This window comes from Thermococcus sp. (assembly GCF_026988555.1).
Taxonomy (GTDB): Archaea; Methanobacteriota_B; Thermococci; order Thermococcales; family Thermococcaceae; genus Thermococcus.
Window position 1 is genome coordinate 20,269 of sequence record NZ_JALSLB010000035.1, and the last position, 11,839, is coordinate 32,107.

Sequence of the window (11,839 nt, forward strand, 5' to 3'; positions counted from 1 at the left end):
TAACATGAATTTGAAGACCCTCACCAAGCTCTACCGTGTTGTCCTGGGCGATGAGAAAGTTGAACGAGCTTGGGAGCTCGTGAGGAAGGTGGCCAGATATTCCAACCGCGAGCCGTACTGGGAATTCCTCAAGCAGAACTTCGAGGTCCGTGCCGAGGATGTTAAAGACGCCCTCCGCTTCCTTGAAGAAAAGGGAGAGATTCAAATCAAACGCTCCGTTGACGGTAGGAGACTCTACGTCTCGACCCTAAAGGATATAAGGAAGAACCCCGTTAAGCTCGACCGATGGCTGGGATTGACCTAAAAAAGACGACACACGAGATGATACGCAACGGCACCTGGAAGTTCGAAGATGGTGTTTTCTACCAGGCTTTTGAGAGAGGTATCGCCGGCTACGATGGGGAGAACTTCATTTTTCTCGACTCGTGGAGCAGAAGGGAACGAAAATCCGCGAAGGAAAAGTTGTCCTTCATCCTCGGCTTCGATACGGACTTGGATTCCTTCTACGCCGAGATAAGCGATTCGCCCTTTGCCTTCCTCATAGACGAGTTCTACGGCCTAACCGTCCCTGCCGCACCTAGTCCATATCAAGCTTTAATCGAGACAATAGCCCAGCAGCAGGTGAGCTTTGAGTTCGCCCAGAGAACCATAGCGAACCTCGTGAGGCTCGCGGGCAGGCAGGCGGGAGATTTACACACGTTCCCTTCTTCGGAGAAGATAGCGTCCCTGAGCGAGGAGGAGCTGAAAAGGGCCAGGCTCGGCTATAGGGCGGGCTACATAAAGTCTCTGACGGAGCTTTATTTGGCCAAAAAGCTCGACCTCGAACTCTGGGACTGGGACGTTGAGGAGGCCATCAAGTACCTCACAAAGTTCCGGGGCATAGGAAAGTGGAGCGCCGAGCTCTTCCTGGCATACGGCCTCAGAAAGAACGTCTATCCGGCCGGAGACCTCGGACTGAGACGCGGGATAGCAAAGATTTTTGGAAAGCGGGTTAAAGACGTCAGGGAAAGGGACGTGAGGGAGGTAATAGAACCCTACGGGAAGTGGAAGGGAGTTCTGGCGTTTTACATCACCTGCTACGACAGAAAGACCGAGATAGGGAGGAAGAGAAAATGAGAGAGGTTAGGATTATCCTGGAGAAGGAAAAATTCAAATCATTAAAGAGGCATGATGCTAGCTCAATCCTCCGCGAAAACCTGCCTCGGGTGGAGGATACTCTAAAGGCCGAGCGCGAGGGGATTCTTCTTAAGAGGATCGCAAAACTCGAAGAAAGACTCCAGAAGATGGAAGGAGAGATAGAGGAGCTCAGGGAGTTCTACGAGAGGGCTCTGCGGGATAAAGAGCTCATGGTAGCCGAGCGTGAGAGGCTGAGACGGGAAAACGATGAGCTCAGAAAGAGGGTTGAGGAGAAGAAGAGAGAGCTTGAGAAAGTTCATGGAGCGTGAACGAGATGAGGCTCATAATCAAGCCGAACAAGGGCTTCGGGAAAATCGAGGCCGAGATAAACGAAGAGCTGTGGAGGGAGATAGAGCACCTCAGCGAGAAGTATGGAGTCCCTGCTGAGCGAGTCATTGAGATAGCCCTGACCGGCGAGTTCCGCGAGCCGATGGGAAACCTTGAGAAGCTTGGGGAGAAGGTGAAGGAGCTTGAGGAAAGGACGTGGGAGCTTGAGAAGGAGTATGCCCCGCTCCGATTCAAGACTTATGGCCTTAGCGAGGACAACAAGATACTCGCCATCGAGCTTTCCGGCCTACTTGCCGAGAACAGCGGGCTTAAGAGGTTTTTGAGAATGAAACCCGAGCGCAACGTCGAGCTGAGAAAGCTTATATCCTACTACCTCCAAGGTTGAACCGCGGATGATGAGGGCGAATTGCACGGATCGGTGAAGAGTAACGCTATCTGACGCCGTCCCGGGCGGGCCGTGACGATTCCAAGACGGGCTGAACCGCTTTGCGGTTGTGACGTACCCTATGAGCGCCGAGCCCGTCCGGGGCGTTTTCTCCGGCGCTTCTTGGGGAACAACCTCACCGGGCTTCCGCAGTCCGGGCAGATTCCCTCCTGCGGCATCTCGGAAAACTTCTTTCCACAGCCGATGCAGACGTAGTTCCAGTGGATTACCCGCTTAATTCCCCTCTTGAGGGTTCTGAACTCTATTCCTAAGGTCTTTGCTATGTTCTGCAGGTTGTAGTCGTCGGTGAAGAGAAGCCCCTTAAGCTCGTACGCCAGGGCAAGAACCTCAAGGTCTGCCCCGCTGAGTTCGTTTAACTCGCCCGTCTTTCTCGCCGCTTCCATCACGGCTTCAATGCTCTCCCTTGACGGCTGTAGAACCCTAACCTTTCCCGCGCTTATCAGTCCCTCCAAGAAAAGCCTCGACTCCGGGTCTTTCACTTCATCGACGACCTTCGGCGTCGTAACGCCCTCCACATCGAACCCCTGAATAAACACTGCCGCATCGATGACCTGAACCTTCATGGCCTAAACTCGGAGAAACCCTTTTTTAGATTTCCGTCGAAATGAAGCCGGTGGTGCGGATGAAGGTGGACCTGAACTCCGACCTTGGGGAAAGCTTCGGCCGTTACAAGCTCGGCCTGGATGAGGAGGTCATGAACCACATCACGAGCGCGAACGTAGCTACCGGCTGGCACGCCGGCGACCCGATAGTCATGAGAAAAACCGTGAGGCTCGCGAAGGAGAAGGGCGTCGCGGTTGGTGCCCACCCTGGCTATCCAGACCTTCTCGGCTTTGGCAGGAGGTATATGAAGCTCACTCCGGAGGAGGCTCGCAATTACATCCTCTACCAGATAGGTGCGCTCTACGCGTTTACAAGGGCGGAAGGAATCGAGCTCCAGCACGTCAAGCCACACGGCGCTTTGTACAACGCTCTCGTCAAGGAGGAGGAACTCGCGAGGGCCGTCATCGAGGGTATAGCTGACTTCGATAAAGGGCTTATCTTCGTTACTCTCTCCGGCTCAAGGCCGGCTGAGATAGCGGAAGAGATGGGGGTTAAGGTAGCCCACGAGGTCTTCGCCGACAGGGCCTACAACCCTGATGGCACTTTGGTTTCCCGCTCGAAGCCGGGAGCGGTAATCCACGACAAAGAGGAGATAGTGGAAAGGGTCATCTCAATGGTCAAGGACGGGGGAGTGAAAGCGATAAACGGCGAGTGGATTGAGCTGAAAGCTGATACCATCTGCGTTCACGGCGACAATCCTAAAGCGGTCGAGATTGCGGCCCACATAAGAAAAGTCCTTGAAGAGGAAGGAGTGAAAATTGTCCCTATGAGAGATGTTGTCCGGTGAGAGCATGAAGTTCAAACCCCTCGGCGATTCCGCCCTGCTGATTTCCTTCGGCGAGGTTATAGGCGAGGAGATAAACGAGAAAATACACTCCCTCGCGAGGGCGATAGAGCGGGCTAACTTTGAGTGGCTCGTTGAGGTTGTTCCAGCATACTCTTCCCTCGCGGTAATCTATGACCCTGTGTTGATAGACTTCGAACGCGTCAAGCGGACAATTGAAGGGCTTGAGTTCTCGAGCGAGAAGTTCGAGGGGAAACTTGTTAAGATTCCTGTTCTCTACGGCGGTGAATACGGTCCCGATTTGGAGTTCGTGGCACAGCACAACGGCCTGAGCGTTGATAAGGTCATTGAGATACATTCCAAGCCGACCTACCGTGTCCACTTCCTCGGCTTCCTTCCCGGCTTCGCCTACCTCGGCGGTATGGACGAGCGCATAGCGACGCCACGTCTTGGGAGGCCCAGGCTAAAGGTTCCTGCCGGCTCGGTGGGGATAGCTGGGAAACAGACTGGCATCTACCCCCTCGAAAGCCCCGGTGGTTGGAGGCTCATTGGGAGAACTCCGCTCAGACTCTTCGATCCATCGAAAGAGCCGCCAACCCTTCTCCGGCCGGGGGACAGAGTGAGGTTCGTCCCAGTAGACGAAGATGAATTCAGGGAGCTCTACGAGCGTGAATGGGGTGAAAGGAATGATTGAGCTCCTCAGTGTTCCCTCTTTGCTGACGGTTCAGGACTCCGGCAGGATGAGCTACCGAAAGCTCGGCGTTCCGGTTTCCGGCTTCATGGACGATTACTCTGCGAGGATAGCGAACTACCTCGTCGGAAACCCCGGCGATGCTCCGCTCCTTGAGTTCCTCCTCGCAGGCCCAACGCTCAGGTTCAATGCCTCCGCCGTCTTTGCGGTTGCCGGCGACGTTGAGGTGAAGCTAAACGGCGTGCCTGTTGAGCCGTGGACGAGCCACTGGGCGAAGAGGGGGGATATACTTGAAGTGGGGACGCTGAGGGGCGGGCTCTACGGATACATCGCCTTCGCCGGCGGGATAAAGTGCAAACCGCTCCTCGGGAGCTGTTCGACCTACCCCAAGGCTGGCCTTGGAAGGCCGCTGAAGGCCGGGGATGTACTGAACATCGGATACGCGGTACTAACGGGGAAGGATGGGAGGTACCTCCCTCCTGAGCTGAGGCCGGATTATTCCACCAAGGAAAAGACAGTCCGCGTCGTCCTCGGCCCGGACCTTGACCACTTCACCGGGGAGGGTGTAGAGACCTTCCTGAGCGAGTTCTATACCGTAACTCCCGAGTCCGACAGGATGGGTTACCGGCTCGATGGAAAGAAGATAGAGCACTCCAAAAAGGGAGCTGGAATCATAACCGGCCCCCTCGTCCCCGGTTCAGTTCAGGTTTCAGCCAGCGGAAAGCCAATAGTGATGCTCCGCGACGCCCAGACGACGGGTGGCTACGCGAAGATAGCCGTCGTTTCAAGGGTTGACCTCCCCATCGTTGCACAGAGCCGGCCGGGGGAGAGGCTTAGGTTTGAGGCGGTGAGCGTTGACGAAGCCCGGGAGCTTCTGATCAGGCGCGAGAAGACCCTGGTTGCAATCAAGGACTTCCTCGACGGGAAGATGCATGCTTACAGGATAAGAACGGGGAAAGAAGAGACAATTGTCTTCACAAAAGTGGAAAAAGAATGAGGTCAATCCTTCTTGCGCATGACCTTGACGACTTTGTATGTCTTGCCGTTGCACTCCACGTCGCCGAGTACCTCTATTATCTTTACATGGTCGCCGTCAAAGAGGCCTTCGGGGCTGAAGAGCTCCGCCTTCTCCGGGTCGCTGCACTCCTCGAACTTGAGCTGTATCACAGAGCCTGCTATCGCCAGCCTGGGCTCTATCGCTACTTCGATGCTGGGCTCGACGACCTCGACGACACGAACCTTGCCCTCGTGAAGCGGGCAGGAATGCGAGGGCATACTCCTCACGCGGAGGATTTTGTACCTCCTGCCGGGTTCGAGGTTCCCGACGCAGACTCCTGCGAGCTTGCACGTCTTGCAAGGTTCTGCAGGGCCATAATATATGAACTCGACTCCGGGTCTTGCCAGTTTTTCCCCAACTAATGTAATTATCGCCATTTCAACACCTCCATGAGCGATGATAAGTACCGGTCTAGATCACACCTGTGATGCGGACCGCTTTCTCAGCAGCTTCACGTGTTATGCCCTCCTTCCCAAGTATGGTGTACCTCTCGGGTCGTATCCTGTGGGCAAGCGTGAGAGCCTCGATTATATACTCCGGCTCGATCCCAAGCTCGTATGCATTAGTAGGTGCCCCCACCTTCTTTAAGGTTTCCCTAATACGCTCCCATTTCAGACCGTGGAGATAAGCCATGATGATGGTCCCGACCCCACACTGTTCCCCGTGAAGGGCCGGCTTCGGGACTATGGCATCGAGCGCGTGGCTGAAGAGGTGCTCCGCGCCGCTTGCAGGTCTCGATGAGCCAGCTATGCTCATGGCAACGCCGCTGGAGATGAGCCCCTTAACAACCTTCCTCACGCTCTCCTCGTTGCCGAGTCTGATTATATCAGCGTTCTTCATGACCATCTTGGCGCTCATCAGACTCAGCGAGGCCGCGTACTCGCTGTAGTACTCGCCCTTAATGCGGTGGGCAAGCTGCCAGTCCTTCACCGCCGTCAGGTTGCTTATCATGTCGCCAACACCAGCGGCTAGGTAGCGGTAGGGGGCCGTTTTAATGACGTTAACATCCGCAATGACAGCTATCGGGGGAAGGGCCTTAATGGAGGTTTTTGCCCCCATATCTCGTATGGATGCGTTGGCGCTCGCTATGCCGTCGTGGGAGGCCGTCGTTGGAAAGCTGATGAAGGGCACTCCAAGGCGGTACGAGGCGAGCTTGGCGACGTCTATTATGCTACCCCCTCCCACAGCAACAAGCCATTCCGCTCCAATCTCCCCCGCGACCTCAATCGTCATCTCAACCTCCTTCATCGTAGCACCGCTGACCACCAGGGATGCAACCTCAAAGGACTCCCCCAGATGATCCTCAACATCGTTTCCGGCTATTTTCTTGGTTTTGGGGCCGTATATAACCAGTACCTCCCTCCCTAGGTTCAGTCTCCTGGCAACACTAGGAACCTCACCTTTGAGGTTCTCACCGAGCAGTACCTCCCTTGGGAGCTGCATTAAGTGCATCAACATCACCGTCCAATAGGTGTTATCAGGAAAAGCTTTAAGACTATCGGAACAACGGTCTATGGTGGTCAAATGAGTCTCTCGGAGTTTTTTTATCACTACTTCGTCGAGCCGATAAAGATGAACGAGGGCTATAACGTGGTCAACACAACAGTATACGCAGTGATACTTGGAATCGCGGTTATTCTGCTGTACAAATTTCTGAAGAGGCTCGGAATACGTGTCGACGATAGGTTTTTCAAAGCCCTGATCCCCTACATCTTTTTGGGCCCCCTGATGCGGTCCATGACGGACAGAGGTATCTATCCGAGGACGTACCTGACGGTGAGCCCCGGCGGTTACTTTGTTATTGCGGCCTTTGCTATAGCCTCCCTCTACGTCGTCTGGAGACACGTGGGACCCAGGGAAAAGTTTTACTCCATATACCACGATTTTGGTTGGATACTGGTCGGGGGCAACCTTTTCGTGCTACTGATAAACATAGATAAAATAGACTTTCACTGGATGGTTCTGGGGTACTTCATTCCGATACTGCTCGCTGCGGAGGCCTTCATCTGGCTCCTAACAAAAAAGTCCGGACTGATACGGAACAACAGGTTACTGTTCTACACTCACTTTTACGACGCTACGACGACCTTTGTTGGACTCCAGTTCTTCGGATACTGGGAGCAGCACGTCCTGGCCAGGAGAATGATAGGCCTCCTAGGCACACCGGCCGCCATGTACGTTGAAAAGCTTATGATACTGCTCCCAATAGTCTGGCTCCTGGAAAAATACTCCGAGGAGGAGGATGAGGAGCTGATTAACTTCATCAAACTTGCCATATTCATCCTCGGCTTCGGCCCAGGGACGAGAAATCTCCTCATAATGCTCATGGGGGTGGGAACATGAATGGAGAGTTTGAATGGAACGAGATAGCGTTTGATGTGGCCAAAGACGTTGAAAAGGTGGTAATGCCAATATTCGGAACACCTAAGGCGGGGGAGAACATAGGAAAGAACGTGAGCGGTGACGTCACAAAGTACGTCGATAAGGTGGCCGAGAACCTCGTTATAGAGAGGCTCAAACCGCTGGGCATCAACATCGTCAGTGAGGAAATAGGGAATATCGATGTGGGAAGTGATTACACCGCAGTAATCGACCCAATAGATGGTTCGTACAACTTCGCCGCGGGGATACCCATCTTCGCCTTCAGCCTTGCGGTATTTAAGAGAACGGTGCCAGTTTACGGGGCGATATACGAGTTCGTCACAGGGAACTTCTACGAGGGCATCCTCGGGAAGGGGGCCTTCATGAACGGGAGACCCATCCACGTTAAAAAAGCGGAGCGTGGAAAAGAGGCCATCAGCTTCTACACGCGCGGAAGGTGCACCGAACTAATAAAGAAGGTCAAAAGGGTCCGTGTTCTCGGAGCAATAGCCGTCGAGCTTACCTACCTGGCGAAGGGTGCCCTCGACGGTGTGCTTGACATAAGGAACTATGTGAGAACCACGGACATAGCGGCGGGGGTAGTGATAGCAAAGGAAGCCGGTGCCATAATCACGGACGAAAAGGGAGAGGAGCTAAGGCTGAGCCTCAACGCAACGGATCAGACCAACATAGTAGCGGTCAACGACGGCCGTCTGCTGGACCTGATACTGCTGGAGATCGGACGGGGTGAGTGAGTTGAATGGTAGAAGGTACGGCGAGATAACCGAGGTGCTCGTGGCAATTAACGTGGCCGTTTACCTCATCGAGGTCATTCTAAGCCGAAGCTTCATCAGTATAAATCTCAACGTCCTGAGCCTTCTGGGTCAGTGGAACTACGCCGTTCTGTACCTCGGTAGGTGGTGGCAGCTCCTCACGGCGATGTTCGTTCACGTTGGAATACTTCACATCGCCTTCAACATGTACTTCCTGCTCATCATAGGGTCCCAGTTCGAACGGCTCTTCGGAGGTAAATGGCTCGTTGGCACCTACCTGGTATCGGGCCTGGTAGGAAACCTGCTGACGCTCCTCATATTCCCTCCGAACAGTCTGAGCGCAGGGGCAAGCGGTGCCATATTCGGAATCGCCGGAGCAGTTATAATAGCATCGGGCATAATAGGGGGCAACATGCAGGCCGCACTAATAAACGCTTTCTTTCTCTTCCTGATAAACAGCATTCTGCCCGGGGTCAACGTCTACGCCCACCTCGGGGGACTGTTGGCCGGTATAGCCATAGGTTACTGGAAGGGAACCGAGCTCAAGAGGAGGCTTTACCTGGACCCGTACATCGGGGCATGGTAGCGAAAGATTTAAAAATGGGCCCCTGGAGGTATAAGCGGGCGCTTTGAGGATGCCGGGGTAGCTCAGCCTGGTCAGAGCGCTCGGCTCATAGGGCTGCTCTCCCTCGGGAGAGCCTGGGAAACCGAGAGGTCCGGGGTTCAAAGCCCCGCCCCGGCACCATTACAGCCTTTTCTGACTAAAACAAGTGCCTACGGAGGTGTTGGCTTGTTGAAGTCACGATTTTGAATGGGTCTTTCCTGCGAGACAGGTTTATATCCAAGGAGAACCAATTGGAGATTATGAGAAGGGAAGGATTCGCGCTTGTGATTGCGTTAATGGTTCTGGCGGCGGGCTGTCTAGTCGGGGTTCCAAACACGGGCACGGGCGGCCTCCAGTCATCCCCTACGTCCGAAACTTCGACGCCAGCGACCTGGATGAATCCATTCGTTCACGTCGACAACCTGACGGTTCGCCTGCCATCGGAGGACGCCCGCCTCAACTGCACGACCCCCCTCTGGAGGTACATTCTAAAAGACGCTGCCTCCTGCATGCTCTCAGAACGGGAGCTCAACGTCATTAAACCCCTGGGAACGGCACTCAAAGGGCGCAACATCGAGGAGAGTGTGTGGAACGTCCTCGAATGGGAGGGAAAGAATTTGCACTACAACTGGACGAAGGCAAATGAAACGCCATCCTATATCGAAGTTCGTTCAAATGGAAGGAATGAAGTCGTCTCAGGTGGCGGGAGCGAACTTCAAACCCCATACGAGACCATAAAGAGAGGAGCGGGCATCTGCACAGATTACACACTTCTCACGGACGCCCTCTTACTGAGCATGGGGTATTCCCCTGTGTACATGATGGAGCCCAACCTGAGTAAGAGCGCCCACTCCACGGCGGTGATCAGGGTTGAAGGATGGTACTTCGTGCTTGACCAGCACCTTCCACCCATGGACCTAGATGCTTACTACGGCCACTGGAGGAAGATAGGTGACCGCATAGTCAACGCGACGCTTTACGAGATAAGTACCGGTGAGAATCGGGCATCGGTTAAACGTATCGGTTTCCTGAACGACACGGACTTTCTCAAGCAGGCGTACGTCATGGATGAACACGATGCACTGGGGCTCGCAACCGGGATGGAGGAGGTACTCTCAAAGGAGTTCAACATCACTGTAGACCGGCGACTTTCTACGGGTCAAAACGGAGTGATCCCTCAGGGATACAACTCGCTCAGTGCCTGGAGCATAACGTTCGAGGAGATCGCCGCCCTCTACAATCCTGCTTTCTACAGTGAATACGTTAACTGGCTGCTCAGAAGGGTACTCGCCCACCAGGGAATTGCGGAGGGCATTCGCCGCGCCAAGGCCATCTGGATTGATGTAAAAAATGAGGGTGGGAACCTTAAGGTGATTATATACGTGGGGGAGGGTCAGTAGCGCCCTCTCCTTCTGCCCCTACCGTAGCTTCTCTGTCTTCCGTAGGAATGGCTTTCCCTGCCCCCTATGTAATCATCGCGGTACTCCCTCGGTATATCCTCACTAAGCTCGGATTTTTCAATCTCAACCCCCGCCACCTGAGCTATGTAGCGGAGCCGTCTAAACTCCCCAGGCATTATGAAAGTAACGGCCCGTCCCTTTTTGCCCATTCTTCCGGTTCTACCAATCCTGTGAACGTAGTCTTCGGCATTCATGGGAAGGGAGTAGTTAACAACGTGGGTGACGTCCCGGATGTCGAGCCCCCTAGCGGCGACGTCGGTGGCTACGAGAACATTGGTTCGTCCGTTTCTAAAGCGCAGAAGGGCTGATTCCCTGGCACGCTGGGTCATATCTCCGTTTAGGGCTTCCGCGTTGTAGCCGGCCCTCCTGAGCTTTTCACTCAGTTCCCGGGTTTCCCGCTTCGTCTGGCAGAAGACTATCCCGTGGAAATCGTCCGCTAGCAGCTTTTTAAGAACGGAGAGTTTCCTGGCCGGAACAACCTCCACGTACTCCTGTTCGACCTCTCCCGGAACGAGCTCGTCCTCGCTGACCTTTATAAGCTCGTAGTTCCGCATGTACCTTCCCGCAAGCCTCAGTATCTCCCTCGGCATAGTCGCGGAAAACATGAGAACACGCTTCTCCCTCGGTGTCTCCCTAAATATTGCCTCTATATCGTCCACGAAACCCATGTCCAGCATTCTGTCGGCCTCGTCCAAGATGAAGAACTTCACGCGTCTGAGATTGATGGTGCCGCGCCTGACATGATCCAGGACCCTGCCGGGGGTACCTACGACCACATGGACTCCCCTGTTGAGGGCTCTGATCTGCGGCCCTATCGGCTGACCTCCGTAAACCGCATAGATGTAAACGCGCCTCTTTCCCCTGAGGCTCTTCGTCTCGTCGGCGACCTGCAGGGCGAGTTCCCTCGTTGGAGTGAGTATTATGGCCTGCACACTCTTTTCCTCCTCGTCTATGGCCTCCAGGATCGGGAGTGCAAAAGCTGCGGTCTTGCCGGTTCCTGTCTGGGACTGGCCGATTATGTCTTTGTCCCCTTCAAGAAGACGTGGTATGACCTCCCTCTGGATGTCGGTAGGCCTTGAGAAACCTTTACGTCTAACGGCCAGTAGAGTGGCCTCAGATAAACCCAAGTTTTCAAAACTCATTTTCTTTAACTCCTCTTTTGGTAATCAGATACTACAACGCGCTCCTTCAAGACCTCGAACGCGTCGAGAAGAACCGCGAACTTAAATGGCGGGCCGAGGGGGATTCGAACCCCCGACCACGGGATTAAGAGTCCCGCGCTCTAACCATGCTGAGCTACCGGCCCTTAACCAGTAGGGATAGAGACGAGAGCACTTTATAAGTTTTTCGGTTCAGTGTATCCCCCTGTACACTGAAGGGGCGGGGAGAAAAAGGGGAAAAATTTATAAAGGCTCCTCAACCCTTATATCTTGGCAACGCGGGGGTTGCCGAGCCTGGTCAAAGGCGCAGGATTGAGGGTCCTGTCCCGCAGGGGTTCCGGGGTTCAAATCCCCGCCCCCGCACCATTCAGCAAACTTTTCTGGAGAAATGTTCAATGGAAGTTTCCAACAGTTTTAGATGAGATGATGCGCTGTGT

15 protein-coding genes and 3 tRNA genes are annotated in these 11,839 nt (G+C 54.3%); 13 read left to right on the top strand and 5 right to left on the bottom strand.

Features of this window, described 5'->3' with window-relative positions; genetic code table 11:
* Positions 1-4: 4 nt before the first annotated feature.
* The 4 genes from MVK60_RS04900 to MVK60_RS04915 are packed head-to-tail and all read left to right on the top strand — an operon-like array spanning position 5 to position 1,849.
* Entirely contained in the window at positions 5-304 is a 300-nt protein-coding gene (locus MVK60_RS04900) for a hypothetical protein (RefSeq protein ID WP_297437040.1), read from the top strand.
* Positions 286-1,116, top strand: a complete 831-nt coding sequence (locus MVK60_RS04905; protein ID WP_297437041.1) for a DNA-3-methyladenine glycosylase — start codon at positions 286-288, stop codon at positions 1,114-1,116. The genes MVK60_RS04900 and MVK60_RS04905 overlap by 19 nt, the downstream gene beginning before the upstream one ends.
* The gene (locus MVK60_RS04910; protein WP_297437043.1) at positions 1,113-1,445 is read left to right on the top strand and encodes a hypothetical protein; all 333 of its coding nucleotides are present in this window, start codon (positions 1,113-1,115) and stop codon (positions 1,443-1,445) included. Before MVK60_RS04905 ends, MVK60_RS04910 begins: the two co-directional genes overlap by 4 nt.
* 5 nt (positions 1,446-1,450) lie before the next feature.
* The gene (locus tag MVK60_RS04915; protein WP_297437045.1) at positions 1,451-1,849 is read left to right on the top strand and encodes a hypothetical protein; all 399 of its coding nucleotides are present in this window, start codon (positions 1,451-1,453) and stop codon (positions 1,847-1,849) included.
* A gap of 119 nt (positions 1,850-1,968) precedes the next feature.
* On the opposite strand, the gene MVK60_RS04920 is transcribed toward MVK60_RS04915, so the two are convergent.
* A complete protein-coding gene (locus MVK60_RS04920) occupies positions 1,969-2,472 on the bottom strand; it encodes a type II toxin-antitoxin system VapC family toxin (protein WP_297437047.1) in 504 nt (167 codons plus the stop codon).
* A 59-nt stretch (positions 2,473-2,531) separates the two neighbouring features.
* Here MVK60_RS04920 and MVK60_RS04925 point away from each other — a divergent pair, with 59 nt between their 5' ends.
* From MVK60_RS04925 to MVK60_RS04935, 3 genes are read left to right on the top strand one after another with little or no spacing between them, the layout of a single operon-like run.
* On the top strand, positions 2,532-3,299 hold the full coding sequence (locus MVK60_RS04925; protein WP_297437127.1) for a LamB/YcsF family protein: 768 nt from the start codon (positions 2,532-2,534) through the stop codon (positions 3,297-3,299).
* A 4-nt stretch (positions 3,300-3,303) separates the two neighbouring features.
* A complete protein-coding gene (gene pxpB / locus MVK60_RS04930) occupies positions 3,304-3,990 on the top strand; it encodes a 5-oxoprolinase subunit PxpB (protein WP_297437049.1) in 687 nt (228 codons plus the stop codon).
* Positions 3,983-4,984: a biotin-dependent carboxyltransferase family protein gene (locus tag MVK60_RS04935; RefSeq protein ID WP_297437051.1), complete on the top strand. Its 1,002-nt coding sequence runs from the start codon at positions 3,983-3,985 to the stop codon at positions 4,982-4,984. The genes pxpB and MVK60_RS04935 overlap by 8 nt, the downstream gene beginning before the upstream one ends.
* Positions 4,985-4,986: 2 nt before the next feature.
* Here the strand turns inward: MVK60_RS04935 and MVK60_RS04940 are convergent, their stop codons facing one another.
* Positions 4,987-5,421 carry a UPF0179 family protein gene (locus MVK60_RS04940; protein ID WP_297437053.1) on the bottom strand — a complete coding sequence of 145 codons (435 nt, stop codon included), beginning with the start codon at positions 5,419-5,421 and terminating at the stop codon, positions 4,987-4,989.
* Positions 5,422-5,455: 34 nt separating this feature from the next.
* Positions 5,456-6,496, bottom strand: coding sequence for an NAD(P)-dependent glycerol-1-phosphate dehydrogenase (locus MVK60_RS04945; protein ID WP_297437055.1), 1,041 nt, complete (start codon positions 6,494-6,496; stop codon positions 5,456-5,458).
* A gap of 72 nt (positions 6,497-6,568) precedes the next feature.
* On the opposite strand from MVK60_RS04945, the gene MVK60_RS04950 reads away from it, so the two are divergent.
* The 5 genes from MVK60_RS04950 (at position 6,569) to MVK60_RS04970 (ending at position 10,182) form a co-directional block, all read left to right on the top strand.
* On the top strand, positions 6,569-7,387 hold the full coding sequence (locus MVK60_RS04950; RefSeq protein WP_297437057.1) for a DUF63 family protein: 819 nt from the start codon (positions 6,569-6,571) through the stop codon (positions 7,385-7,387).
* A complete protein-coding gene (locus MVK60_RS04955; protein WP_297437059.1) occupies positions 7,384-8,160 on the top strand; it encodes a bifunctional fructose-bisphosphatase/inositol-phosphate phosphatase in 777 nt (258 codons plus the stop codon). Before MVK60_RS04950 ends, MVK60_RS04955 begins: the two co-directional genes overlap by 4 nt.
* A gap of 1 nt (position 8,161) precedes the next feature.
* Positions 8,162-8,764, top strand: a complete 603-nt coding sequence (locus MVK60_RS04960) for a rhomboid family intramembrane serine protease (RefSeq protein ID WP_297437061.1) — start codon at positions 8,162-8,164, stop codon at positions 8,762-8,764.
* A 51-nt stretch (positions 8,765-8,815) separates the two neighbouring features.
* Positions 8,816-8,923 (top strand) — tRNA-Met (locus tag MVK60_RS04965).
* 119 nt (positions 8,924-9,042) lie between these two features.
* Positions 9,043-10,182 (top strand): transglutaminase-like domain-containing protein, encoded by a 1,140-nt coding sequence (locus MVK60_RS04970; RefSeq protein ID WP_297437062.1) that lies wholly within the window; start codon positions 9,043-9,045, stop codon positions 10,180-10,182.
* Here the strand turns inward: MVK60_RS04970 and MVK60_RS04975 are convergent.
* Together MVK60_RS04975 and MVK60_RS04980 are read right to left on the bottom strand one after the other, a co-directional pair.
* Positions 10,176-11,384: a DEAD/DEAH box helicase gene (locus MVK60_RS04975; protein ID WP_297437064.1), complete on the bottom strand. Its 1,209-nt coding sequence runs from the start codon at positions 11,382-11,384 to the stop codon at positions 10,176-10,178. The two genes, MVK60_RS04970 and MVK60_RS04975, sit on opposite strands and share 7 nt — an antisense overlap.
* Before the next feature lie 86 nt (positions 11,385-11,470).
* Positions 11,471-11,548 (bottom strand) — tRNA-Lys (locus MVK60_RS04980).
* 132 nt (positions 11,549-11,680) lie between these two features.
* Between MVK60_RS04980 and MVK60_RS04985 the strand changes: the two genes are divergently transcribed.
* Positions 11,681-11,768, top strand: a tRNA-Leu gene (locus MVK60_RS04985).
* The last annotated feature ends 71 nt before the right edge of the window (positions 11,769-11,839 follow it).

What these genes read in the sequence shown, in the direction of transcription:
- MVK60_RS04900 (WP_297437040.1), top strand. Translation starts at nt 5, where the DNA reads ATGAATTTGAAGACCCTCACCAAGCTCTACCGTGTTGTCCTGGGCGAT.
- MVK60_RS04905 (WP_297437041.1), top strand. Translation starts at nt 286, where the DNA reads ATGGCTGGGATTGACCTAAAAAAGACGACACACGAGATGATACGCAAC.
- MVK60_RS04910 (WP_297437043.1), top strand. Translation starts at nt 1,113, where the DNA reads ATGAGAGAGGTTAGGATTATCCTGGAGAAGGAAAAATTCAAATCATTA.
- MVK60_RS04915 (WP_297437045.1), top strand. Translation starts at nt 1,451, where the DNA reads ATGAGGCTCATAATCAAGCCGAACAAGGGCTTCGGGAAAATCGAGGCC.
- MVK60_RS04920 (WP_297437047.1), bottom strand. Translation starts at nt 2,472, where the DNA reads ATGAAGGTTCAGGTCATCGATGCGGCAGTGTTTATTCAGGGGTTCGAT.
- MVK60_RS04925 (WP_297437127.1), top strand. Translation starts at nt 2,532, where the DNA reads ATGAAGGTGGACCTGAACTCCGACCTTGGGGAAAGCTTCGGCCGTTAC.
- pxpB (WP_297437049.1), top strand. Translation starts at nt 3,304, where the DNA reads ATGAAGTTCAAACCCCTCGGCGATTCCGCCCTGCTGATTTCCTTCGGC.
- MVK60_RS04935 (WP_297437051.1), top strand. Translation starts at nt 3,983, where the DNA reads ATGATTGAGCTCCTCAGTGTTCCCTCTTTGCTGACGGTTCAGGACTCC.
- MVK60_RS04940 (WP_297437053.1), bottom strand. Translation starts at nt 5,421, where the DNA reads ATGGCGATAATTACATTAGTTGGGGAAAAACTGGCAAGACCCGGAGTC.
- MVK60_RS04945 (WP_297437055.1), bottom strand. Translation starts at nt 6,496, where the DNA reads ATGCACTTAATGCAGCTCCCAAGGGAGGTACTGCTCGGTGAGAACCTC.
- MVK60_RS04950 (WP_297437057.1), top strand. Translation starts at nt 6,569, where the DNA reads ATGAGTCTCTCGGAGTTTTTTTATCACTACTTCGTCGAGCCGATAAAG.
- MVK60_RS04955 (WP_297437059.1), top strand. Translation starts at nt 7,384, where the DNA reads ATGAATGGAGAGTTTGAATGGAACGAGATAGCGTTTGATGTGGCCAAA.
- MVK60_RS04970 (WP_297437062.1), top strand. Translation starts at nt 9,043, where the DNA reads ATGAGAAGGGAAGGATTCGCGCTTGTGATTGCGTTAATGGTTCTGGCG.
- MVK60_RS04975 (WP_297437064.1), bottom strand. Translation starts at nt 11,384, where the DNA reads ATGAGTTTTGAAAACTTGGGTTTATCTGAGGCCACTCTACTGGCCGTT.